General features: G+C 61.7%; 18 protein-coding genes. 8 read left to right on the forward strand and 10 right to left on the reverse strand.

Features of this window, described 5'->3' with window-relative positions:
- Positions 1 to 54 precede the first annotated feature (54 nt).
- From gpmI to ACR0K1_RS00790, 3 genes are read left to right on the forward strand one after another with little or no spacing between them, the layout of a single operon-like run.
- The gene (gpmI, locus tag ACR0K1_RS00780; protein WP_480848145.1) at positions 55 to 1,572 is read left to right on the forward strand and encodes a 2,3-bisphosphoglycerate-independent phosphoglycerate mutase; all 1,518 of its coding nucleotides are present in this window, start codon (positions 55 to 57) and stop codon (positions 1,570 to 1,572) included.
- The gene (locus ACR0K1_RS00785; protein ID WP_480848147.1) at positions 1,569 to 2,693 is read left to right on the forward strand and encodes a murein hydrolase activator EnvC family protein; all 1,125 of its coding nucleotides are present in this window, start codon (positions 1,569 to 1,571) and stop codon (positions 2,691 to 2,693) included. The genes gpmI and ACR0K1_RS00785 overlap by 4 nt, the downstream gene beginning before the upstream one ends.
- Before the next feature lie 6 nt (positions 2,694 to 2,699).
- Positions 2,700 to 4,040: a S41 family peptidase gene (locus tag ACR0K1_RS00790; RefSeq protein ID WP_480611633.1), complete on the forward strand. Its 1,341-nt coding sequence runs from the start codon at positions 2,700 to 2,702 to the stop codon at positions 4,038 to 4,040.
- Positions 4,041 to 4,083: 43 nt separating this feature from the next.
- Here the strand turns inward: ACR0K1_RS00790 and ACR0K1_RS00795 are convergent, their stop codons facing one another.
- From ACR0K1_RS00795 to ACR0K1_RS00805, 3 genes are all read right to left on the reverse strand, one after another.
- On the reverse strand, positions 4,084 to 5,610 hold the full coding sequence (locus ACR0K1_RS00795) for an MFS transporter (protein ID WP_480848150.1): 1,527 nt from the start codon (positions 5,608 to 5,610) through the stop codon (positions 4,084 to 4,086).
- Between the two features lie 78 nt (positions 5,611 to 5,688).
- Positions 5,689 to 6,048, reverse strand: coding sequence for a hypothetical protein (locus ACR0K1_RS00800; protein WP_480848574.1), 360 nt, complete (start codon positions 6,046 to 6,048; stop codon positions 5,689 to 5,691).
- An 11-nt stretch (positions 6,049 to 6,059) separates the two neighbouring features.
- Positions 6,060 to 6,821, reverse strand: a complete 762-nt coding sequence (locus tag ACR0K1_RS00805) for a DUF6478 family protein (protein ID WP_480848152.1) — start codon at positions 6,819 to 6,821, stop codon at positions 6,060 to 6,062.
- A 228-nt stretch (positions 6,822 to 7,049) separates the two neighbouring features.
- On the opposite strand from ACR0K1_RS00805, the gene ACR0K1_RS00810 reads away from it, so the two are divergent.
- From ACR0K1_RS00810 to ACR0K1_RS00825, 4 genes are read left to right on the forward strand one after another with little or no spacing between them, the layout of a single operon-like run.
- Entirely contained in the window at positions 7,050 to 10,157 is a 3,108-nt protein-coding gene (locus ACR0K1_RS00810; protein WP_480848154.1) for an ABC transporter transmembrane domain-containing protein, read from the forward strand.
- Positions 10,150 to 11,046 carry a CPBP family intramembrane glutamic endopeptidase gene (locus tag ACR0K1_RS00815; RefSeq protein WP_480848156.1) on the forward strand — a complete coding sequence of 299 codons (897 nt, stop codon included), beginning with the start codon at positions 10,150 to 10,152 and terminating at the stop codon, positions 11,044 to 11,046. The genes ACR0K1_RS00810 and ACR0K1_RS00815 overlap by 8 nt, the downstream gene beginning before the upstream one ends.
- 60 nt (positions 11,047 to 11,106) lie before the next feature.
- Positions 11,107 to 12,039: an acetyl-CoA carboxylase, carboxyltransferase subunit beta gene (accD, locus tag ACR0K1_RS00820; RefSeq protein ID WP_480848159.1), complete on the forward strand. Its 933-nt coding sequence runs from the start codon at positions 11,107 to 11,109 to the stop codon at positions 12,037 to 12,039.
- The gene (locus ACR0K1_RS00825) at positions 12,036 to 13,310 is read left to right on the forward strand and encodes a bifunctional folylpolyglutamate synthase/dihydrofolate synthase (RefSeq protein ID WP_480848161.1); all 1,275 of its coding nucleotides are present in this window, start codon (positions 12,036 to 12,038) and stop codon (positions 13,308 to 13,310) included. The genes accD and ACR0K1_RS00825 overlap by 4 nt, the downstream gene beginning before the upstream one ends.
- A 62-nt stretch (positions 13,311 to 13,372) precedes the next feature.
- Here the strand turns inward: ACR0K1_RS00825 and zapE are convergent, their stop codons facing one another.
- Positions 13,373 to 14,431, reverse strand: coding sequence for a cell division protein ZapE (gene zapE, locus ACR0K1_RS00830; protein ID WP_480848163.1), 1,059 nt, complete (start codon positions 14,429 to 14,431; stop codon positions 13,373 to 13,375).
- A 149-nt stretch (positions 14,432 to 14,580) separates the two neighbouring features.
- Between zapE and ACR0K1_RS00835 the strand changes: the two genes are divergently transcribed.
- Positions 14,581 to 15,816 (forward strand): MFS transporter, encoded by a 1,236-nt coding sequence (locus ACR0K1_RS00835; protein WP_480848165.1) that lies wholly within the window; start codon positions 14,581 to 14,583, stop codon positions 15,814 to 15,816.
- 19 nt (positions 15,817 to 15,835) lie between these two features.
- On the opposite strand, the gene ACR0K1_RS00840 is transcribed toward ACR0K1_RS00835, so the two are convergent.
- The 6 genes from ACR0K1_RS00840 to ACR0K1_RS00865 form a co-directional block, all read right to left on the reverse strand.
- On the reverse strand, positions 15,836 to 17,875 hold the full coding sequence (locus tag ACR0K1_RS00840; protein WP_480848167.1) for a bifunctional aldolase/short-chain dehydrogenase: 2,040 nt from the start codon (positions 17,873 to 17,875) through the stop codon (positions 15,836 to 15,838).
- Between the two features lie 81 nt (positions 17,876 to 17,956).
- Positions 17,957 to 19,051: an S-methyl-5-thioribose-1-phosphate isomerase gene (gene mtnA, locus ACR0K1_RS00845; RefSeq protein WP_480848169.1), complete on the reverse strand. Its 1,095-nt coding sequence runs from the start codon at positions 19,049 to 19,051 to the stop codon at positions 17,957 to 17,959.
- A 111-nt stretch (positions 19,052 to 19,162) separates the two neighbouring features.
- Positions 19,163 to 19,618: a YaiI/YqxD family protein gene (locus ACR0K1_RS00850; RefSeq protein ID WP_480848171.1), complete on the reverse strand. Its 456-nt coding sequence runs from the start codon at positions 19,616 to 19,618 to the stop codon at positions 19,163 to 19,165.
- Positions 19,615 to 21,063: a Si-specific NAD(P)(+) transhydrogenase gene (gene sthA, locus ACR0K1_RS00855; RefSeq protein WP_480848173.1), complete on the reverse strand. Its 1,449-nt coding sequence runs from the start codon at positions 21,061 to 21,063 to the stop codon at positions 19,615 to 19,617. The genes ACR0K1_RS00850 and sthA overlap by 4 nt, the downstream gene beginning before the upstream one ends.
- Positions 21,064 to 21,066: 3 nt before the next feature.
- Positions 21,067 to 21,900 (reverse strand): S-formylglutathione hydrolase, encoded by an 834-nt coding sequence (gene fghA / locus ACR0K1_RS00860; RefSeq protein WP_480848175.1) that lies wholly within the window; start codon positions 21,898 to 21,900, stop codon positions 21,067 to 21,069.
- A gap of 103 nt (positions 21,901 to 22,003) precedes the next feature.
- Positions 22,004 to 22,933 (reverse strand): AEC family transporter, encoded by a 930-nt coding sequence (locus tag ACR0K1_RS00865; RefSeq protein WP_480611619.1) that lies wholly within the window; start codon positions 22,931 to 22,933, stop codon positions 22,004 to 22,006.
- Positions 22,934 to 22,949 lie beyond the last annotated feature (16 nt).

Here is a 22,949-nt window from a genome sequence, read left to right on the forward strand (position 1 = left end):
CTCTGGCGGGCGCGCGATAGAAGATGGGCGCAGAGCAGTAACCGGAGACACCCAATGACCGCCCCGAAACCCGTTGTCCTGTGCATTCTCGATGGTTGGGGCCTGTCGGACGATACAACGGCCAACGCGCCCTATCTGGCGAACACGCCGACCTTTGACGCGATCATGGCCAATGGGCCGCATGCCACGCTGATCACCCACGGCCCGGATGTGGGCCTGCCCAGCGGTCAGATGGGCAATTCCGAGGTGGGCCATACCAATATCGGCGCGGGCCGGGTTGTGGCGATGGATCTGGGGCAGATCGATCTGGCGATCGAGGATGGCTCTTTCTTCGACAATGCCGCGCTGCAGGATTTCATTGCCAGGGTGAAGGCTGCGGGCGGCACGGCGCATCTGATGGGGCTGGTCTCGGACGGGGGTGTACACGGGCATCTGAACCATATCGTCGCGGCAGCCAGGGCGATCACCGATGCAGGTGTGCCGGTGGTCCTGCATGCGGTGACGGACGGGCGTGACGTCGCCCCGAAATCGGCCTTTACCTATATCGCGGAACTTGAGGATCGGTTGCCCAAGGGGGCCAGGATTGTCACCGTCTGCGGGCGCTATTTTGCAATGGATCGCGACAACCGCTGGGACCGGGTCAGCGAAGCTTATGCCGCCATGATCAAAGGGCAGGGTCGTGCTGTCAGCACCGCGCATGATGCGGTGGATCATGCCTATAACCAGTCCGAGACCGACGAGTTCATCGCGCCCACCGTGTTAGGCGACTATGGCGGTGTCCGGGACGGGGACGGGTTCTTCTGCCTCAACTTCCGCGCCGACCGCGCGCGCGAGATTTTGCGCGCGATTGGTGAGCCGGGTTTTGCGGACTTCGATACCGGACCGCGCCCGAACCTGTCCACGCTGCTGGGCATGGTCGAATATTCCGACGGCCATAACGCCTACATGACGACGGTTTTTCCCAAACGCGCCATCGTGAACACGCTGGGCGAATGGGTCGCCAAACAGGGCCTGCGCCAGTTCCGGCTGGCCGAAACCGAGAAATACCCGCATGTCACCTTTTTCCTCAACGGCGGCAAGGAGGCCCCGGAAGAGGGCGAAGACCGGTACATGCCGAAATCGCCGAAAGTGGCGACCTATGACCTGCAGCCCGAGATGTCGGCCCCCGAGGTCACGGCGAAATTTGTCGAAGCCATCGGGGCCGGCTACGACCTGATCGTCACCAACTACGCCAACCCGGATATGGTCGGACACTCCGGCGACTTGCAGGCCGCGATCAAGGCCTGTGAGGCTGTGGATCAGGGATTGGCGCAAGTTGTCGCCGCGCTGGACAAGGCCGGAGGCGCGATGATCGTCACCGCCGATCACGGGAATTGCGAGATGATGGTCGACCCCGAAACCGGCGGCCCGCATACGGCGCATACGCTGAACCCGGTGCCGGTGGCACTGGTTGGAGGCCCCCAAGGCGCGCAGCTACGCAACGGGCGCCTGTCGGATCTGGCCCCGACGCTGCTGGACCTGATGGGCCTGCCCAAACCGCCCGAAATGACCGGCGAGAGCCTGTTGTCATGAGGTTAGCGGCTCTGGCTGTCTCACTTCTTCTCGCGGGTCCCGCGCAAGCTGATTCTTCGCAGGCCGCGCTTGAGGCGGCGGCGCTGTTGGAACAGGCCTCGGTTTCGCTGACCGAAGCCGAAGGGGCCCGCGACCGGGTGCGCGCCCTGACCGAAACGATTCAGGCCTATGAGGCCGGTCTGATTGCCATGCGGGCTGGGTTGCGCAAGGCCGCAACGCGCGAGGCGCAACTGACCGCCGAACTGCGTGCGAAAGAAAAGGACGTGGCGCAGTTGCTGGGCGTGCTGCAAACCATCGAAACCACCGCCCCGCCGGTCTTGATGCTGCACCACTCGGGCCCGTTGGGGGCGGCGCGGGCGGGCATGATGCTGTCCGAAGTCACGCCGGGCCTGAACGCCAGGGCCGAAGCGCTGGCGCGGGACCTGCAAGAAGTGCAAAACCTGCGCCTGTTGCAACAGGACGCAGCCGACACCCTGACCGAAGGTTTGAGCGGCGTTCAGGATGCCCGCACCCGGCTGAGCGAAGCCATAGCCGATCGCACCGACCTTCCCCGGCGCTTTGTCGAAGACCCGGTGCGCACGGCGATCCTGATCTCTTCCACGGAAACGCTGGACGGGTTTGCCAGCGGGCTGGCTGAAATCTCGGAAAGTGAGATCGCCTCGACCGACGCCAGCATAACCGGCAGCAAGGGCGAGGTGCCTCTGCCAGTACAGGGCATCCTGCTGCATGGCGCGGGTGAAACCGACGCCGCCGGGGTGACCCGCCCCGGTCTGGTGCTTGGAACGCGCCCGCGCGCGCTGGTCACCTCGCCCACGGCAGCCACGATTCGCTATCGGGGCCCGCTTCTGGATCTGGGGAATCTGGTGATCCTGGAACCTCAACCCGATCTTTTATTCGTGTTTTCAGGCCTGCAGGAGGTTTATGGTGAGCCGGGGCAGGTGATCCCCAAGGGCACGCCCGTGGGTCTCATGCCGGGCAAAACGCCGGAAATCGGCGCAATATTGTCAACAACCAGTGATGGCACTGGAACTGACCGGTCAGAAACGCTCTATATAGAGGTAAGACAGAACAACAGCCCCGTGGACCCGGAATCGTGGTTTCGGACCAGCAAGGATGGATAAACGAGTATGAAGAAATTTGTTATGGCCGGTGTGGCCGGAACCGTGGCAGGCATCATCGCAACCACTCAGATCGCAGGACCCCTGCTGGCGCAGGAGGCTGCAAGCAAGGCCAGCGTCTATCAGCAACTGGACCTGTTCGGCGACATCTTCGAACGCATCCGCAGCCAATATGTCGAAGAAGTGGAGCCCGAAGAACTGATCGAGGCCGCCATTGACGGTATGCTGACTTCGCTGGACCCGCATTCCAGCTATCTGTCGCCCGATGACGCGGAACAGATGCGCGTGCAAACGCGGGGCGAGTTCGGCGGGCTGGGCATTGAGGTCACGCAGGAAGAGGGCTTTGTCAAAGTCGTCTCGCCTATCGATGACACGCCCGCCGCCGCTGCGGGGATCGAGGCCGGGGATTTCATCACCCATGTGGATGGCGAAAGCATTCTGGGCCTGACGCTGGACAAGGCGGTCGATCTGATGCGCGGGCCTGTCGGGTCCGAGATCGTGATCACCGTCGTGCGCGAAGGCGAACCGGAACCGTTCGACGTGACCATCATCCGCGACACCATCAAACTGACCGCCGTCCGCGCCCGGACGCAAGGCACCAGCGTTGTGCTGCGCGTCACCACCTTCAACGACCAGACCTTCCCGAACCTGCAAGAGGGGCTGGAAGAACAGATCACCGAGGCCGGCGGGATCGAAAAGGTCAACGGCTTCGTGCTGGACCTGCGCAACAATCCGGGCGGTCTGCTGACGCAGGCCATCAAGGTCTCGGACGCGTTCCTGAACGAAGGTGAGATCGTCTCGACCCGCGGCCGCGACCCGGAAGAAGGCGAGCGGTACAACGCGACGCCGGGCGATCTGGCCGAGGGCAAGCCGATTGTGGTGCTGATCAATGGCGGCTCTGCGTCTGCGTCGGAGATTGTGGCCGGTGCGTTGCAGGATCATCGCCGTGCCATCGTTGTGGGAACAAAGAGCTTTGGCAAAGGGTCTGTTCAGACGGTGATGCCCCTGCGCGGCGACGGCGCGATGCGCCTGACCACCTCGCGCTATTACACACCGTCGGGCCGTTCGATCCAGTCGCTGGGCGTCAGCCCCGACATCATCGTCGAACAGCCGCGCCCGGCCCCCGAGCCGGAAGAGGAAGAATCCAACCGGCCCTCCCGGTCCGAGGCGGACCTGCGCGGCAGTCTGAACAATGACAGCCTGAGCGAGGATGAGATTCGCCAGATTGAGGAAGACCGCGCCAAGGCCGAAGAAACCGCGGAACTGCGGGAGGAGGATTACCAACTGGCCTATGCCATCGACATCCTCAAGGGTCTGTCGGCCTTCAACCCGAACGGGCCATCACAGTAAAATCACAGGGCCGCGAATGACGCGGCCCTTTCCTTTTTTCGCGTCAGCTTTCGACCTTGTGCAGCTTTTCCTCATCCAGCATGAGGGCCAGCAGGATACCCACCGAAACCGAGATGGTCGAAAACACGAAGGCCATGCTCATGCCGCTGTCGAACGCGGCGGCGGTGGCGGTTTTGACCTTCTCGACCTCCTCGGGCCCCAGTTTCTGCAGCACCGCTTGGGCCGAGTCGGTGCTGAGCGTGCCGCCATTGATGGCCCTTTGATCAGCCTCTGACAGGTCAACGCCGGCAGCGCTCAGGTTTTCCTGCAGGCTGGACCGGCTGACCACGTACATGATGGCCGTGGCAAAGGCGACCGAGATCGCGCCATAGACCAGATGGACCATGAAGCTCAGGCCGCCGACTAGCCCCGCGCGTTCGGGTTTGACAGCGCAGACAGCCGCAGTGCCCGAGGGACCAACCGTCAGCGTTGCGCCCAGTCCGATCATCGCCATGCCGGGCAGAATCCGGAAATACCCCAGCCCGCTGGGCATCACGATCATGCTGGCTGACCCTATGGCGGCGATCAGATAACCCCAGAGCAACAGCCGTTTGGGCCCGAAATCGTTATAGAGCGTGCCGGACACAATGGACCCGACCGCCAGCAACATCGTCAGCGGTGCCAATCCCAGCGCCGATTCAAAGGTCGACCAGCCCAGAACCTTTTGCATGTATTGCGGGAAATACAGCAACCCAACGAAAGCCGCCGAGACGTTGAACATATTCAGGCCCAGCGTGATGCGAAACTCGCGGTTCCGCATCATCTGGGGCAACAGCAGCGGCTCCTTGACCCGTTTTTCGATCCTTGGGAACAGAAGGAACAAAAACGCGCTGACGAAGAACAGCAGCAACAGCGGAACCGAGGTCCAGCCCCAATCCGCACCCACATCCAACCCGTAAAGCAGCAGCAGAACGGCGAAGGACAGGACGGCCATGCCCGCGAAATCAATGTGCTCGCCCTGTTTGTGATGCGTCTCACGCTTCATCAGCAACAGGGCGGTGGCCATCGAGATGCAGGAAAACACCACGTTGGCCAGAAAGAAGTACCGCCATTCACCAAGGTTCACGGCAAGCCCGCTGATCATCGGGCCAAAGACGTTGCCGGTGGTCACACCCGCCAGAATAAGGCCCATGACCAGGGCCCGGTGTTCCGGTTTTGAGACTTTCGTGGCCCCAAAGGCCAAGGTGCAGGGCCAGACACAGCCTGCGCCGATACCCTGCAAGGCACGCGCGCCGACCAGAAAGTCCAGACTGGGCGATACGAAACACATGATCGACGAAAACAAAAAGATCGACAGGCCGATGATCATCACCTTCCGATGGCCGTACATATCGCCAAGGCGGCCCCCGGCGACCATGGTCATGGCAAAGAACAGGGCGTAGATGTTCAGGACCCATTGGGTGCTGGTGATGTCGGCGTTGAAAGAGTTTTCGATGGCCGGGACCAGCATCAGCGCACCGGTAAAGTCGATGCCGATGCCAAAGCCAGTCACCATCAGAGCGATGACTTTGATGATGCTGTTGCGGTCCATTGCTGCACCCAATCTGTTCTGGATGCCTGAATGATGCACTAAAACGGCTGAAATAACAGAGAAATGAGGCGGCGGCGCTTAGTCGCCCGCGTTGCAGTTCCGCCGAAACGCCCGTTTGAGCATATCCAGTTCGGCGCGCAACAGCGCGACCTCGGCCCGCAGATCGTCGGCGGCGGGGGCGCCGGCGATCACGGTGAAATCCGCCAGTTTGCGGGTCAAGGCGGTATCGATGACAACAAAGCTGTGCACGCCTTCGGACAGAGCGGTTACCGGCACGGGCACGGTCAGGGTCCAGCCGGTGTCGGCGGGTGACAGGTCCACACCCTCCAACGCCTCGCCGAGATAGCGAACCTCGATGCTTGGTTGCGCATCGGACTGAAGATGACCCTGCCACAGGCCGTTTTCGAACCGGGTGAGCGTTAGTGTCGGCTGCGTCATGTCAGGCTGTCTCATAAATCTGCGCGGTGGTGGCGGCAAATGGTCAGATCGCGCAGGACGATGCGGTTCATGCGCGGGTTTTCGATGATCAGGTCCAGCCAGATTTTCTCGATCCGCCGCTCGTTCAGCGGCAGATGCGCCAGATCGAAATCAACCGCGGTGGAGGGCCCGGACATATCCATCTGCCGCAGCACCTGTTCCGCGTTCGGCCCGTGCTGCACGTTGAGGCGGGCAAATATCTCAACCGGTCGTTCGCTGTCGATCAGGGTGTCAACGCATATCAGATGCTGACTGGTCAGGTTCTGCGCGGCGTCTTTCGGCAATTCGACGGACAGCGACAGGAACCCGCCTTCGAAGCTGAACACCTCGATCGCCAGACTATACGGTGCCAGGTCCCGCTCTTTGCGGTTTCTGATCTGGCGTGCCGCAATCTCGGCCTGCGGGCAGTCGTGAAACAGTGTCACCTGACCGTCCAGCGCGGCCTTGCGCCGGGGCGACGCCAGACCGGGTTGCGCCAACGGTCCGCGCCACAGGTCGGGCCGCCAGCTCCAGTCCGTTCCGACCGGTTTGGGAAACTGGGCCGATCCGATCAGCGGGTGGCTCAGGCGGCTGTCCGCCTCGTGAATCAGCCGGTCCAGATGGGTGCGCAGCGCGCGGGCCTGATCGCGCTGCTGGCGCAATATCGGTTGTGCCGCACCCGTTGCTCCCAAAGCCGCTGTGCGCCAGCGCCCAAGAATCTTGCGGTGAAGATAGCGGTCCAGAATTCTGCCCATGGTTCCATCGTCTGAAGTTGCCTCTGTTTAATCAAACAGAGGTTGCGGGACAAAGCTGAAATAAGGATTGGCGGACAGAATTTACCAAATCCGGACGGTCGCGACACGGCCGGACAAGAAACGCGCCCATTCTTGCAAAGGGCCAAGGCAATGCTTACCGTCTGCCATCTGACCCACGCGGAACATCGCAACCGTCGCAGTTCCTCCCACTCCGGACAAGGCCCAGGCATGGAACCCACCCTGTTTTCATTCATCTGGAAATACTCGAAGAAACAACAGCTTGTTCTGTTGGTTCTGACGGTTTTGTCGTTCCCGTTCCTCTATGCCTCGCTGGAATTGCCCAAGCAGATCATCAACGACGCCATCGGCGCGCCCGCTGACACGGTGGTGGTGTTCGGGATCACCGTGACTCAGGTGCAATATCTGCTGATCCTGTGTTTTGCCTTTCTGGCAACCGTGATCGTCAGCGGGCTGATGAAAATGCGCATCAACACGATGAAAGGCGTTCTGGCCGAGCGTATGCTGCGCCGTCTGCGGTTCACGCTGATTCACCGTGCGATGCGGTTTCCGAAATCCTATTTCGCCACCACCAGCCAGGGGGAACTGGTGTCGATGATCACCTCCGAGGCCGAACCGATGGGCGGGCTGATGGGCGATGCCATCGCCCAGCCGGTGTTCCAGTTCGGGCAGATGATGACGATCGTCACCTTTCTGTTCATGCAAAGCGTTTGGTTCGGGTTGGCCAGCATCGCCCTGATCCCGTTGCAGGCCTGGCTGATCCCCAAACTGCAGCGCCAGATCAACTTGCTGAACAAGGACCGCATACAGGAGGTCCGGCAGTTGAGCTCCGAGATCGGGGAAAGCGCGGCTGGCATCAGCGACCTGCGCACCAATGGCGGCTGGCGTTACCGGCTGGCGCAATTCAGCCACCGGCTGGGCACATTGTTCGAGATCCGGTTCCGGATCTACAACAAGAAATTCTTCATGAAATTCCTCAACAATCTGATCACTCAGATGACGCCGTTCCTGTTCTACTCGGTTGGCGGCTATCTGGCGATCACGGGCGAGGTTACGGTGGGCGCTCTGGTCGCCGCGCTTGGGGCATACAAGGATCTGAGCGGCCCGTGGAAGGATCTTCTGACCTATTACAATCAGGTGCAGGACATGTCCCTGCGGTGGGAGATTGTGACCGAGCGCTTCGCGCCATCGGACATGATCCCCGAGCACCTGTTCGTGGGCGAGCCCGAGACGATCCCGCATCTGGCCGGCGATATCGAGCTGCGCAACGTCACCGTCAGGGACAATGACGGCAAGACCGTTCTGGAAGATATCGACCTGACCATTCCCAAGGGGGCCCGCGTGGCGATCCAGTCGACCCACGCGGCCGAGCGCAACGCCTTGGCCCAGTTGCTGACCCGCGAGGTTCTGCCGGTTCAGGGAGAGGTTATTCTGGCCGGGCACGATCTGCGCGATCTGCATCAGTCCGTCATCGCAGCGCGGATCGGCTATGCCTATTCGCGGCCCTATCTGTTTGACGGCACTTTGGGCGACAACCTGATGATGCCCTTGCGGACCCACCCGCAGCATGAGACAGACGCAGTGAAAACACCCACGCGCCGGCAGATCGAAGCGGTGCGCGCCGGGAACCCGCCGGATTCGCTGTCGGATGAGTGGATCGACCCCGGTTTGGCCGGACTGGATGACATTGACGATATCCGCGACTGGTGGTTCGAGTTGGTCGAGGCGATGGGCATTGACGAATTCATGTTCCGCCGCACCCTGCGCACGCGTTTCGACCCCGAACTGCACCCGATACTGGCCAAGGGGATCGTCGATCTGCGTAAATCCGTAGACGAAAAGCTGCGCGCCAAGGGTCTGGACCAATATGTCTACAGATTCGATCCCGACCGGTTCAATCCCGCTGTTCCGCTGGGCGGCAACCTGCTGTTCGGCGCCCCGGCACGCGATATCTCACCCGAGATTCTGGCAGGCGACGGGCGGTTCCTGTCCATGCTCAGTGCGCATGACCTTGCAGAAGACGCGATGAGCATTTCAAATGCGGTGCTGGAAACGCTCAACCACGCCTTTGGCCGTGATGGCACGGACCACCCCTTGTTCCTGCGGCTGGGCATGTCGAAAGACATGTATCACCGCTTGCTGGACATTCAGGACCGCCGCAAGGCCAAGGGCGATGCCGAGATCAACGATGACGAGCGCGCGACGCTGCTCACCGTTCCGTTTCTGTTGACAGCCGAACAGATCGGCCCGGATTTCCCGGAAGAATACAAGGACAAGATCCTGGCGATCCGCAAGGCACGGGCGGACCAGCTGCGCGGCGCGCTCGATGGAATGTTCCTGCCGGTGACGCCCGAGGTCTACATCCCCCGGCTGTCGGTGATGGAAAACGCGATCTACGGTCGGGTGTCACTGATGGCAGGCGCGCATGCCGAAGACATTGAAAACGTGGTGGCCGAAGCGATGAACGAGGCCGGTTTGCGCCGCCGCGCCGCTGCCATCATCTATGACCTGCCTTCAGGTCTGGGCGGGAACAACCTGCCGACCGTATTTCAGGAACGTGCCGCGTTTTCGCGGGCCGGGATCAAACGCCCCGATGTTCTGATCCTCGACAAGGCGCTGGCCAGCCACGATTCCGAAAGCCGCCTGCGCACGCGTCTGAAACTGCGCGAATTGCTGCCGGATTCAATCATGATCTTCATGGAGGACCACTTTGCCCATCCCGAAGCCTATGATCTGTTCGTCGAAATCAAGGACGGGCGGATCGACGGCGTCTCGCGCACCCAACCTATGCACGTCCAGGGGGCCTCGGCCGATCTGAGCCGCAAGATCGAAGTGATCGCCTCGACCGAGCTGTTCTCGGGCATTGATGCCCGCAACCAGAGGCTGCTGGCGTTTTCAGCGCAGTGGTACGAGGCTGCGGCGGGTCAGGTGATCTTTTCCCGCGGACAGATACCGGACGCCGCTTATTTGTGCATCGCGGGTCAGGCCAAACTGGAATGGACTGAACCGGACGGGGCGAAACGAACGGTTTCGATCATCGAGCCGGGTCGCCTGATCGGCGATCTGTCGATCATCACCGGTGAAGAGCGCCAACTGGACCTGACGGCCGTCGATGATTGTTCCTTCCTGCGGATCGGAGCGGAAGAACTGCGCGCGGTTGTCGAAAGCGATGCCACGGTTGCGGTGCAACTGCTGCAAACCGTGGCCGGGTATCTGACCATACTGGCCAACCGGATCAATGCCGCCAGCGCCGGGGCGGATGTTTTCCCGGATGTGACCCAGCCCGAGGGCCTTGAGGGCGCCGGTGACAATGCGTGACGATGAACCGGGCGCTTACGCCGCCCATGACCGCCTTGTCGCGCCTGCCCGCGCCCGACCCGAACTGTGGCGGATTGCGCTGGGGCTGGCTTTGGTCGGCATTCTTGTCAGCGCGCTGAACCTGGTCCTGTTTTCGGCGATTGCCGGTATCGCCCCCTCTGACTGGACCGCTGTTCTGTTCAAGGGCGGCACACCGCTGGCCATGTTCGTGCTATTGGGCAGCTTCGGGTTCATCACACTGGGCGTCGCCGTCGCCGCGCGCCTGCTGCAGCACCGGGCTTTTGCGTCGATGATCGGGGCGCGCGGCACCGCACTGGCTCAGTTCTGGAGGGTGTTGCGCGCCCTGATGATCCTGGGCGTGATCGTGACCGTGCTGCCGCCCTATGACATGGGCGAGCCGCTTCAGGCGAACCTCAGCCTGTCTGTCTGGCTGATGTTATTGCCGATCTCAGCCTTCGCTGTCCTGATCCAGACCAGCGCCGAAGAGGTTCTGTTTCGCGGATACCTGCAGCAATCTCTGGCGGCCAGATTTCGGTCCCCGGTGATCTGGATGGGCGTTCCCTCGATCCTGTTTGCCGCCGGTCACTACGCGCCGGCCCTCGCAGGGGACAACGCCCTGCTGGTTGCCGCATGGTCTTGCGTCTTTGGCCTGCTGGCCGCCGACCTGACAGCGCGGGCTGGGACCCTTGGTCCGGCTATCGCCTTGCATTTCTTCAACAATGCGGTTGCGCTGCTGTTTATCTCACTGCCCGACAACCTCAGCGGTCTGGCCCTGTTCCTGCTGCCCTACGACATGTCGGATACCGGCATGCTGCGGCAATGGCTGCGGGTGGACTTCGCGGTCATGATCGTCAGCTGGCTAACCGCGCGCCTTGCGATCAGGCGCTGATTGCATTTCCGGCCGTGGCGTCTTATTTGACGTCAACGCCGCACTAGCCAAGGTTCCGACATGAACTGGATCACAAATTACGTCCGCCCCCGGATCAACTCGATCTTCTCGCGCCGGGAAGTGCCTGAAAACCTTTGGCACAAGTGCGATGAATGCGGAACCATGCTGTTTCACCGCGAGTTGGCGGAAAACCAGAACGTGTGCACCCAGTGCGGCCATCACATGGCAATCACCCCGCGCGAGCGATTCCGGCACCTGTTCGACGGTGGCATCTTCACTGAGGTCGACGTTCCCGCCCCCAAGGACGATCCGCTGCAATTCCGCGATCAGAAGAAATACCCGGATCGCATGAAAGCCGCGCAGAAAAAGACCGGCGAGAAAGAGGCGATGCTGGTCGCCTCGGGCGAGATCGGCCGGACACCGATCGTGGCCGCTGCGCAGGATTTCTCGTTCATGGGCGGATCGATGGGCATGTTTGTGGGCAACGCCATCATCGCCGCAGCACAAGAAGCGGTGAAACTGAAACGCCCGCTGATCCTGTTCTCGGCTGCTGGCGGCGCCCGGATGCAGGAAGGTATTCTGAGTCTGATGCAGATGCCCCGCACAACCGTCGCCGTGGAAATGTTGAAAGAGGCGAACCTGCCCTATATCGTCGTTCTGACCCATCCGACCACCGGAGGCGTGACCGCGTCTTACGCGATGCTGGGCGATGTGCATATCTCGGAACCCAACGCGTTGATCTGTTTTGCCGGTCCGCGTGTGATCGAGCAGACCATCCGTGAAAAACTGCCCGAGGGGTTCCAGCGCGCCGAATATCTGCTGGATCACGGCATGCTGGACCGCGTGACCAAACGGACCGAGATGCGCGAAGAGCTTATCACGATCACCCGAATGCTGATGGGGCTGCCGCCTGCGGTCAAAGGCGATCTGCCAGCGCCGTCTCCCGAGGAAACACAGGAAAAAGCCCCTGCCGAGGACGCAGGCAAGGAATGACCGCGCCAACGTCCGACGCCATCCTCGACCGGATGATGGCGCTGCACCCCAAGATCATCGACCTGACGCTGGACCGTGTCTGGAACCTGCTGGCCGCGCTGGACAATCCGCAGGACAAACTGCCGCCCGTGATCCACATCGCCGGCACCAACGGTAAGGGCTCGACCCAGGCGATGATCCGCGCCGGGCTCGAAGGGGCAGGGCTGACGGCTCACGCTTACACATCACCCCATCTGGCGCGTTTCCACGAACGCATTCGTCTGGCCGGAAAACTGATTTCCGAACCCAACCTGACCGCCGTTCTGGATGAGTGTTACGAAGCCAATGGCGGTGAAAACATCACCTATTTCGAGATCACAACCTGCGCCGCCCTTCTGGCCTTTGCCCGCGCACAGGCCGATTACATTTTGCTCGAGGTCGGTCTAGGCGGTCGTCTGGACGCGACCAACGTGATCGACAAACCCGCCGTCACCGTAATCACGCCGATCTCGATCGATCACGAGCAGTTTCTGGGCGACACGCTCGCGAAAATCGCCGCCGAAAAGGCAGGGATCATCAAGCGGGGCGTGCCCTGCATCGTTGGACCTCAGCCCGATGAAGCGATGGAGGTTATCGAACGCACCGCAGCCAAACTCGGCGCGCCGCTGATCGCCCATGGGCAGCACTGGCATGTCTACGAAGAACAGGGGCGGTTGGTCTATCAGGATGAAACCGGTCTGCTGGACCTGCCCCTACCCAACCTGCTGGGGGCGCATCAGATTCAGAACGCCGGTTCCGCTCTGGCGGTGCTGCGCCACTTGAAACTCGGCGATGCCGCCTATGAGGCCGCGGTCACCAAAGCCGAATGGCCCGCGCGCATGCAGCGTCTGAAAACCGGACCGCTGGTGCAGTCGGCCCCGCAGGCGGAACTGTGGCTGGACGGGGGGCACAATGCCGCCGCGGGCATCGCATTGGCCGATGTTCTGGCCAGGCTGCCCAAACGCCCGACCCATATGATCTGTGGCATGCTGAACACCAAGGATGTGACGGGTTATCTGGCACCGCTGGCCACGCAGGCCCAAAGCCTGACCGCCGTCTCCATACCCGGCGAGGCGGCCACGCTCAGCGCCGAGGAGACCGCCGCCGCCGCCGCCAAAGTCGACCTGCCCGCCACCACCGCAGACGGCGTCAGCGCCGCCTTGGCCGCGATCACGCAAAAAGACCCGCACGCGCGGGTCCTGATCTGCGGCTCACTCTATCTCGCCGGAAATATCCTGCGCGAAAACGGCTAGCGCTTCATCTTTTCAAAAATACTCCGGGGGAGTCGCGCAAAGCGCGGCGGGGGCAGAGCCCCCTATTTCCCCCAATCCTGGTCCTGCATCTCGCGCAGGCGCGAGGCGGTGCGCTCGAATTCAAAGGTTCCCTCACCCTCGACATACAACATCTCGGGCTCGGCAGCAGCGGAACAGATCAGGCGGACTTTACCTTCGTAAAGCGCATCGATCAGGGTCACAAAGCGCTTTGCCTCGTTGAAGTTGTTGCGCGACAGGCGGGGAATATCTTCGAGGATCAATACCTTCACTTCTTCCGCTATGGCCAGATAATCCCCCGGCCCCAGCATACGGCCGCACAGATCATAAAACGACGCGCGCGCCACGCCGTTCCGGAAGGCGGGCAGTTCGACCGCACGCCCCTTGACCTGCAAAATCAGCGGGTCCGCCGGGCCTCCTGCCAGATCGGTCCACACAGACCGGATGTTCTGCCGCGCCTCGGGCCCGATCGGCGTGAAATAGACCGGCGCGCCCTTTAACCTGTTCTGCCGGTAGTCGGTCGGAGAGATCAGTTCCCACACCTGCAACTGCTCTTTGATATGGGCGATAAACGGCAGGAACAGTTGCCGGTTCAGCCCGTCCTTGTACAGATCGTCTGGATGCCGGTTCGATGTGGTCACAACCGCCACCCCGCCCTCATGCAACAGGTCGAACAATCGCCCGACGATCATGGCGTCGGTAATGTCGGTGATCTGCATCTCGTCGAAGGCCAGCAGGCGGACGGATTTCAAGACCTCTTGCGCGACGGGCGCAAGCGCATCCTCGACCCCGTCCTGACGCGCCTTATGCATGCCTGCATGGATTTCCTGCATGAAAGCATGGAAGTGAACGCGCCGCGCCGGTATGTCCCCCAGCGTATCGACGAACATATCCATCAACATGGATTTGCCGCGCCCGACGCCGCCCCACAGGTACAGCCCTTGCGGGGCAGGGGGCGCTTTGCGAAACAACCCGCGCTTGACCGGTTGGGCCAGCGCGGCCCGGATACGCTCGAAATGCGGCAGGACAGCCTCTTGCGCGTCGTCCCGGGTCAGGGTGCCTTCGGCGATGCGGGCCTCGTAATGCGAAATCAGATCCGTCATAGGTCCGAGCCTTACCTTTCGGTTTGCGCCATGAAAAGCGGGCATTTTTGCCGACAGTTCAAATTTCGTTATCCGTGACCGCAAAACTGCTGAATTGACGCCCGGTTCCAATTGATTACCGTCTGCCGGACGAAATCCCCGAGGGGCCCATGCCGCAATACGACCGCCTGCTGAACCCTATCCTGATCGTCGGATGCATCATCATCACGGTCAGCTTCGCCGTGCGCGCCTCTTTCGGTGTGTTCCAGATTCCGATTGCGGATGAATTCGGATGGCTGCGCACCGATTTCTCGATGGCGATTGCGATTCAGAATCTGGCCTGGGGGATCGGGCAACCGATCTTTGCCGCGATTGCCGAGAAGGTCGGCGACCGCAAAGCGATCATTCTGGGTGCGTTGACCTATGCGGCAGGGATGGTGCTGTCGGCCTGGTCCGTCACCCCGTTCGGGCACCAGATGTACGCCTGGCTTGTGGGCTTCGGCATCGCCGGAACCGGGTTCGGCGTGGTGCTGGCCGTGGTTGGGCGCGCGTCGTCGGACCAGAACCGGTCGATGTCGCTGGCCATCGTGACGGCGGCGGGCAGCTTTGGTCAGGTGCTGGGTGCGCCGACCGCCGAGTGGATGCTGACCTTCCTGCCGTGGCAGCAGGTGTTCATCATCTTCGCCATCGCGATCCTTGCGCTGGTCTTGACGCTGCCCTTCATGCGCGCGCCGCAGGCCGTTTCCAAGGCCGAGCTTGAAGAAAGCATGAGCCAGATTCTGGGCAAGGCCTTTCGCGATCCATCTTACGCGCTGATATTTATGGGTTTTTTCAGCTGCGGGTATCAGTTGGGCTTCATAACCGCGCATTTCCCGGCCTTCGTGACCGAGATGTGCGGGCCGATCCAGCCCGGCGGCGTGTTGCATTCCATCGGCATCACCACAACCTCGGCCCTTGGGGCGGTTTCGATCTCACTGATCGGGCTGGCCAATATTGGCGGCACGCTGCTGGCCGGTTGGGCGGGCAATCACTTCCCCAAGAAATACCTGCTGGCTGCCGTCTATACCGGGCGGACCCTCGCGGCGGCGCTGTTCATCATGTTCCCGATCACGCCGCTGTCGGTGATCGCCTTTTCGCTGGTGATGGGGTCTCTGTGGCTGGCGACGATCCCGCTGACATCCGGTCTGGTCGCGCATCTATATGGGCTGCGCTACATGGGGACGCTTTATGGCATCATCTTCTTCAGCCATCAGGTTGGTAGTTTTCTTGGCATCTGGCTTGGCGGCCGCATGTATGACCAGTTTGGCGATTACACTTTCGTCTGGTGGATCGGCGTGGCGATTGGGGCGTTCAGCGCCATCGTGCACCTGCCGATCCGTGAGAACCGAACCCCAGTCGCCGCCTGAGACGGCAACCGCGCTTTGGTCAGCGCAGCTCCGCTTCGGTGTTTCCCCCGTCCACGGTCACGACGTGACCCGTCGTACGCTCCATCAGTGCCAGCGCGACAAAGGCGTTGGCGACATGAGTGGCCTCAACCTCGCGGCCCAGCAGATTGCCCGCCATATAGGTCTCTTCGCTAACACCACGCGCCTCTGCGCGTTCGCGAATGAATCCATCGGTCAACAGACCCGAGCGGATGCGGTCTGCGTTCACCCCGTTCACCCGGATACCATCGCCGGCAAGCTCAAGCGTCAGTTGGCGCAACAGGAACATCGTCGCCGCCTTGGGTGTGCCGTATGCCCCCATGTTCCGGCCCGGATTGATAGCCTGTTTTGAGATATTGAACAGGATCTGACCGTCGCGCCCCTGCGCCCGCATCACGCGGGCCGCGCTAGATGCAAAGGCCTTGTGGGCAAAGAAATTCAGCTCGAACGCCGCGCGAAACGCGGCATCGTCAAGGTCCAGCACTGCGCCCGAGGTTGCCGATCCGGCGTTCGAGACCAGAATATCCAACCCGCCAAAGCGATGAATGGCTGCATTCACCGCTTCATCAGCTGCGCCATCTTCGGTCACATCACAGGCGAAAGTAGAATGCCAGTTGCCAAGTGTCTTCTGCGCCTCGGTCAGCGCCGTCTCATCCCGATCCACCAGTACGATATTGGCGCCCGAGGCCGCAAAGGCCTGCGCGGTCGCCAGACCAATCGCCCCGGCGCCGCCCGTGACCATCACCACCTTGCCCTGCAGGGGCGGCGGGGCGGATTTGCCAAGCTTTGCCTGTTCCAGCGACCAGTATTCGCAATCGAACCGGTCCTTCTCGCCGATTGGATAAAACCCACCTGCATCCTCACCCACGGCGCGCACCCGCAGGTTCTGCTCTGCCAGATCCGCCGCCGCCGAGGCCGCCTTGGCATTGGCCCCGATACCAACCACCCCGACGCCTTCGATCCAGGCGTGTTTGGGGTCGGCGGGCAAAAGGGTCTTGGGTTCATCCGCCTGCGGGGCTTGCCGGTCGAAATAGGCGCGATAGGCTTCGGCAAATTCCTCAACCCTGGCTTTCAGTTGCGCACGCCCGCCGGTCAGGTCGGATGTGCGCAGGACAAGCGGGCTGCCCTTGGTGCGCAGCACATGGTCGGGAGAGGCCATGCCCCGACCGGACAAATCTTCGATATCTGAGCGCTCAAGGAATTTCATGACCTCTGGCCCATTTCGAAGATCGAACACCGGCATGGGATCGTCACGGCTTGCCGAGACGTCGGCAATGACGCCGCGCAGCGCTGGCAGCACCTCAAGGTTTGCAGCGGGTTCACGCTGGCCGATGGGCGTCACCGAACCCATGCCGAAATAGGCCGCGACTTCGTTGGTGTGCGACACGATCTTGTCATAGCTTTCCTGGGCGGTTTCCCCGAAGGTGAAATGCCCGTGATTCAGCAGTAAAAGCCCTTCGACATTCGGGTTTTCGTCGAACACCTCAGCCGCTTTTTTCGCCAGACCGAAACCGGGCATGATATAGGGCACGATGCCTAACCGGTCGCCAAAAATCTCGCGGCAGACCTCTTCGGCATTTGGCAGGTTCGCCAGCACCAGAAACGGGGTCGCGTGGGTGTGATCGACGTATTTATGCGGCAGGAAGGCATGCAGCAGCGTTTCGACCGAGGGGTTGGGCGAGCCGGAGTCCAGCAGGTTGGCGCGCTGCACATTGACCATCTCGAAATCCGTCAACCGATCCAGCGCGCGCAGTTTCAGCAGCGGGTCCAGCCAGACACCCGGCAGACCCGGCGCTTCGATACTGTCCAGATCCCAGCCCGAACCCTTGACATGCAGAACCCGCTGCAGGTCGCCGAACAGGTCGGGCCGCTCCAGCTTGACCGAGGTATTGCCGCCGCCATGCATCAGAAGGTCCGGGTTCTGCCCGATCAGCCGCGAGGTATAGACGCGCTCACCCAGTTCCTGATCGGCAGGGTTTTCGCCCGCCTGATTGCGCCATTGGCTGGCTTCGTCTGTCTTGTACCAGTTTTCGATCATCATGTTTTCTCAGCAAAATTTTCACTGCGGGTCGTGGGCTTTTCCAATCAGACCGGACTTTCGTCGGGCAGCCTGAACAAAATGTTAACCGGCTCTTTCAGGGAACAGATCAGCCAGCCCCTCGGCAGAGGCATCACATACACCGCGTTCGGTGATCAGCCCGGTGACCAGCCGGTTCGGCGTCACGTCGAAGGCGGGGTTGCCGCCTTCGGTTCCGTCGGGGGTCACGCGCACGTCGGCAATTGCGCCATGATCGTCAATCCCCATGACGTGTGAGACTTCACCCTGATCACGCTCTTCAATCGGGATTTCCTCCACCCCGTCGCGAACCGTCCAGTCGATGGTGGGCGAGGGCAGGGCCACATAAAACGGCACGCCATTGTCATGCGCGGCCAGCGCCTTGAGATAGGTGCCGATCTTGTTGCACACATCGCCCTGCGCAGTGGTCCTGTCGGTGCCGGTGATGACCGCATCCACCAGCCCGTGCTGCATCAGATGCCCGCCCGCATTATCGACGATGTAGCGATGGGGAATGCCATGTTCGCCCAACTCCCACGAGGTCAGCGCCCCCTGATTGCGGGGCCGGGTTTCGTCCACCCAGACATGGACCGGAATACCGGCCTCATGGGCGTGATACATCGGGCTTGTGGCGGTTCCCCAATCCACCGTCGCCAGCCATCCCGCGTTACAGTGGGTCAGCAGGCGCACCGGCTCGCCTGCAGGTTTGCTTGCGGCGATGCTTTTGATCAGTTCCAGCCCGTGCCGACCGATCGAGGCGTTGATCTCAACATCTTCATCCGCGATCTCCTGCGCGAGTTTCCACGCCTGATCCGCCCGGTCACCGGGGGCCAGAGGCATCAGCGCCGCCCGGCACTTATCCAGCGCCCAGCGGAGGTTGATTGCCGTCGGCCGGGTTGCGTTCAAAACCTCATAGGCCGCATCAAACGAGGCATCCGAGCTGTCACGGGAAATCTGCTCGGCGATTCCAAATGCGGCCGTCGCGCCGATCAGCGGCGCGCCCCGGACCCACATGTCGCGGATTGCGGTGGCAAATTCATCCAGCGTTTTCAGAGTTACGATCCGAAACTCGTGCGGTAACCAGCGTTGGTCGATGATCCGAACCTCGCCCGCTGCGGTGTCCCACCAGATCGATCGGTAGTGTTCGCCTTTGACTTTCATACTGCACTCTCCGTGTTCCAAAACGCGCGGTCAGGTTTCAACCGCAAGGTGCGTTCTAAAACTCCGGATGTAAACGGGGTATTCGGGTTCCGCCGGGTTGGTCAGGCGCCATCAGCCCCGCAGCGCCGCGCGCAACTCGCGCTCCAACGCATCCAGAAAGCGGGACCGGTCTGCCTTGCTGAACGGTTTGTCGCCCCCGCCCGCGCCCAGAGGGTTGGCGGCGCGCAAGTCGGCCATCAGATCGCGCATCGCCAGTTGCTGGCCGATATTGGCTGCCGTGAAAGCCTCGCCATTCGGGCGCAGGACACGCGCACCGGCCGCGACGCATTTCGCGGCCAGCGGGATGTCCGAGGTGATCACCACATCGCCCATCCCGCAGCGCTCGGCGATCCATTTATCCGCCTCATCCGCGCCTTCGGCCACGATGACGACCTGAACCAGCGGGTTCGCCGAGGGCCGCAGCCCGCCATTCGACACCAGCGCCAGAGGCACCTTGTGCCGGGTCGCGACCCGTTCGGCCTCGGCCTTTACCGGGCAGGCGTCGCCATCGACATAGAGCGTTGTCACGCCTTCTTTGCCTCTTTCTTCGCGGGTGCCTTGCGCACTTTGAACTCTTCAGGAATAGGCATGCGGTTGAACGCGTCGAGACCGGCGATCTTGTACGCCTCGGCCAGCGTCGGGTAGTTGAAGGTGTTCTGCACGAAGTAGTCCACCGTGCCTTTCAGGTTCAGAACGGCTTGTGCAATATGGATCAACTCGGTCGCACCTTCGCCGACGATCTGGACCCCCAGCACCCGGCGGGTTTTCAGCGAGAACAGCATTTTCAGCATGCCATGTTCCAGCCCCATGATATGCCCGCGCGAGGTTTCGCGGAACCGCGCCACGCCGACCTCGTAAGGGATACCGCGTTCCTGCAATTCTTCTTCGGACATGCCGCAGGTCGAGATTTCGGGCACGGAATAGATGCCGTAAGGATACCACGGGCTTTCCGGCAGGGTGGGGGTGTCTAGCGCATGGCAGGCCGCAACGCGCCCCTGTTGCAGCGAGGTAGACGCCAGCGAAGGGTGGCCAATGACATCTCCGGTTGCATAGATGTGCGGCACAGCCGTCTGATAGGTCTTGCGATCCACCTTGATCCGGTTGCGGTGGTCGGTTTCCAGCCCAACCGCATCCAGATTCAGTGCCGAGGTCGCACCCATCCGTCCGGCAGCAAACAGAAGCATCTCGGCCCGGACATGGCGGCCGTTTTCGAGTGTGACCTCAACATGCTCGCCCGCATCTTCGATCTTTTCGACCGCCGAGCCCAGCCGCAGATCAACACCGTTCTCGCGGACCTGATGGGTGAAATCGTGGATCAGGCGGCTGTCGATGAAATCGAGGAAGGTTTCCCTGGGTTCGATCAGCGTCACCCGCACGTCAAGCGCCGAGAACATGGTGGCGTATTCCACACCAATCACGCCCGCGCCGATAACGCAGAGCGACCGGGGGATTTCGGCCATTTCCAGAAAATCATCGCCATCCACCACGGTTTTGCCGTTGAACGGCACATAATCCGGGCGGTAGGTCTTGGTGCCCGTGGCAATCAGGAACTTGGCGGCGGTCAGGCGCGTGGTCTCGCCCGCGTCGGTGGCGACCTCGACCTCGTGCGGGCCGATGAATTTCGCCAATCCGTTCAGCGTTTCGACATGGTTGCGGTTGAACTGATGTTCCAGCACGTCGACCTCGTGATCGAGCGTCATGTGCAGGCGCGCCTTGAGGTCCTCGGCGCGGATCTGGTCCTTGACCCGGTACGAGCGCCCATAAAAGCTGCGCTCGCGCCAGCCCGACAGGTTCAGCACGGTTTCCCGCAGGGTCTTCGACGGGATTGTCCCGGTATGCACCGACACCCCGCCAAAGCGATCCTTGCGGTCGATCACCAGCACCCGCCGTTTCAGCTTGCCCGCCTGTATCGCTGCCGAACGCCCCGACGGGCCGGACCCGATGATGATCAGGTCATAGTCGTATTTGCTCATGCCTCAGTCCCCGTACAGCGCTTCGGCGTGGAAAATGATGTGGTCTTCCATGAAAGTCGAAACAAAGAAATACGAATGGTCGTAGCCGGGCTGCAGACGATAGGTAGCCTGCTGGCGGCGTTCGGCAATCGCCTGGGCCAGCGCCTCGGGGCGCAGCAGGTCGATGAACTGGTCGCTGGCCCCGGTGTCGATCAGGATCGGGCCGTCGAACCCCTTTTCCTTCATCATCAGCGAGGCGTCATGTTTGGCCCACAAGGCCTCATCATCGCCCAGATAGGCGCTGAGTTGTTTGCGCCCCCAATCCGCCCCGGTCGGGTTCGAGATCGGCGCAAAAGCCGAGACCGCCCGGAACCGCCCCGGCAGGTTCATCGCCAGCGTCAGCGCGCCATGGCCACCCATCGAATGGCCGGTGATGGCCTGACGGTCCATGTCGAGGGCAAAGTTTTCGGCCAGCAGAGCGGGCAGTTCCTCGGCCACGTAATTCCACATGTTGAAATGCGGGGCCCATGGGGTTTGGGTCGCGTTCACATAAAACCCGGCACCCTGACCCAGATCGTAATCCTCGTGATCGGCCACGCCTTCGCCACGTGGCGAGGTGTCGGGGAACACAACCGCGATGCCCTGTTCTGCGGCCCAGGCCTGTGCGCCTGCCTTGGTCATGGCGTTTTCATGGGTGCAGGTCAGGCCGGACAGATACCACAGGATGGGAACGGGGCCGTCCTTGGCCTCGGCCGGCAGGAACAGGCCGAAGGTCATGTCGCATTGGCAAGCCGAGGAGGCATGGTGGTACACACCCTGTACACCACCGAAACAGGCATTTTCTGAAAGGGTTTCCATCTGGCTTTGTCCTTACATTGGGTTTGCGCCATGGCTAACGTTCCAAAAGCCGCACGTAAAGTGCGGCTGCCTTCGGCGAGAGTATTTTTCGAAAAGGTGAAGATCAGGGTGTTGTGACCCAGGCGATCACCAATGGAACGGTCAGAATGCTTACGATCGTCGACAGAAGTATCGCGGCGGACGCGCGATGGGGGGCGACCCCGTAATGCGCGGCCAGCATGTAGACATTGCCCGCCACGGGCAGGGCTGCGGCAGCAATGGCAACCGTTGCCGAAAAAGGGTCGATGGGGACCAGCCAGATCAGCGCAACGGCGACGCAGGCGGGATGGACGACCAGTTTGCAAAAGCTCAGCCAGGCGGCGACCTGCAGCCGTTCCGCAGATTTTCCGGCCAGCGAGGCCCCGATTGCGAACAAGGCTCCGGGCGTTGCCGCGCCGCCCAGAATGGTCAGGAAATCATTCAGCGGGCCCGGAACCGGGACTTGCAGCGCCGACCAGATCAGCCCGGCGGAGATGGACACGATCATCGGGTTTTTCAGCAATCCCAGACCGATCAGCCGGAATGTGGCGGGGGTCAGTTTTCCATCCCGCCCGCCGTTTATCAGGATCACGATGACGGATGAGAACACGACAAGATCCACCGCAAGAACCAGCATCACCGGGCCGATTGCCGCTTCGGTCAGCAACAGTGCAAGCATCGGCAGGCCCAGAAAGCCGACATTGCCAATCGCCGCGCATTGGGCCTCGACCGCGGCGGTGGGGATGTCGAGCCCGCGCAGCCAGGCGACGCTGGTGGCCAGCGCATAGACCGTCAGCGTTCCGGCCAGATAGCCCAGTATCAGCCGCCCGTTGAAGATATCGGCAAAGGGCAGGGTTGCCGCAAACCGGAACAGCATTGCTGAAAGGGCGAAATAGAACACGAATTTAGTCAGATAGGCCGTCGCCTCGGCGGTGAAGAACCGCGTGCGCCCGGCCCAGTAACCAAGGCCGATGATTGCGAAGAAGGGCAGGGTGCGTAAGAAAATCTCGACCATGCGCACTGTCCTAGCA

The sequence above is a fragment of the Ruegeria sp. F5 genome (assembly GCF_056533845.1).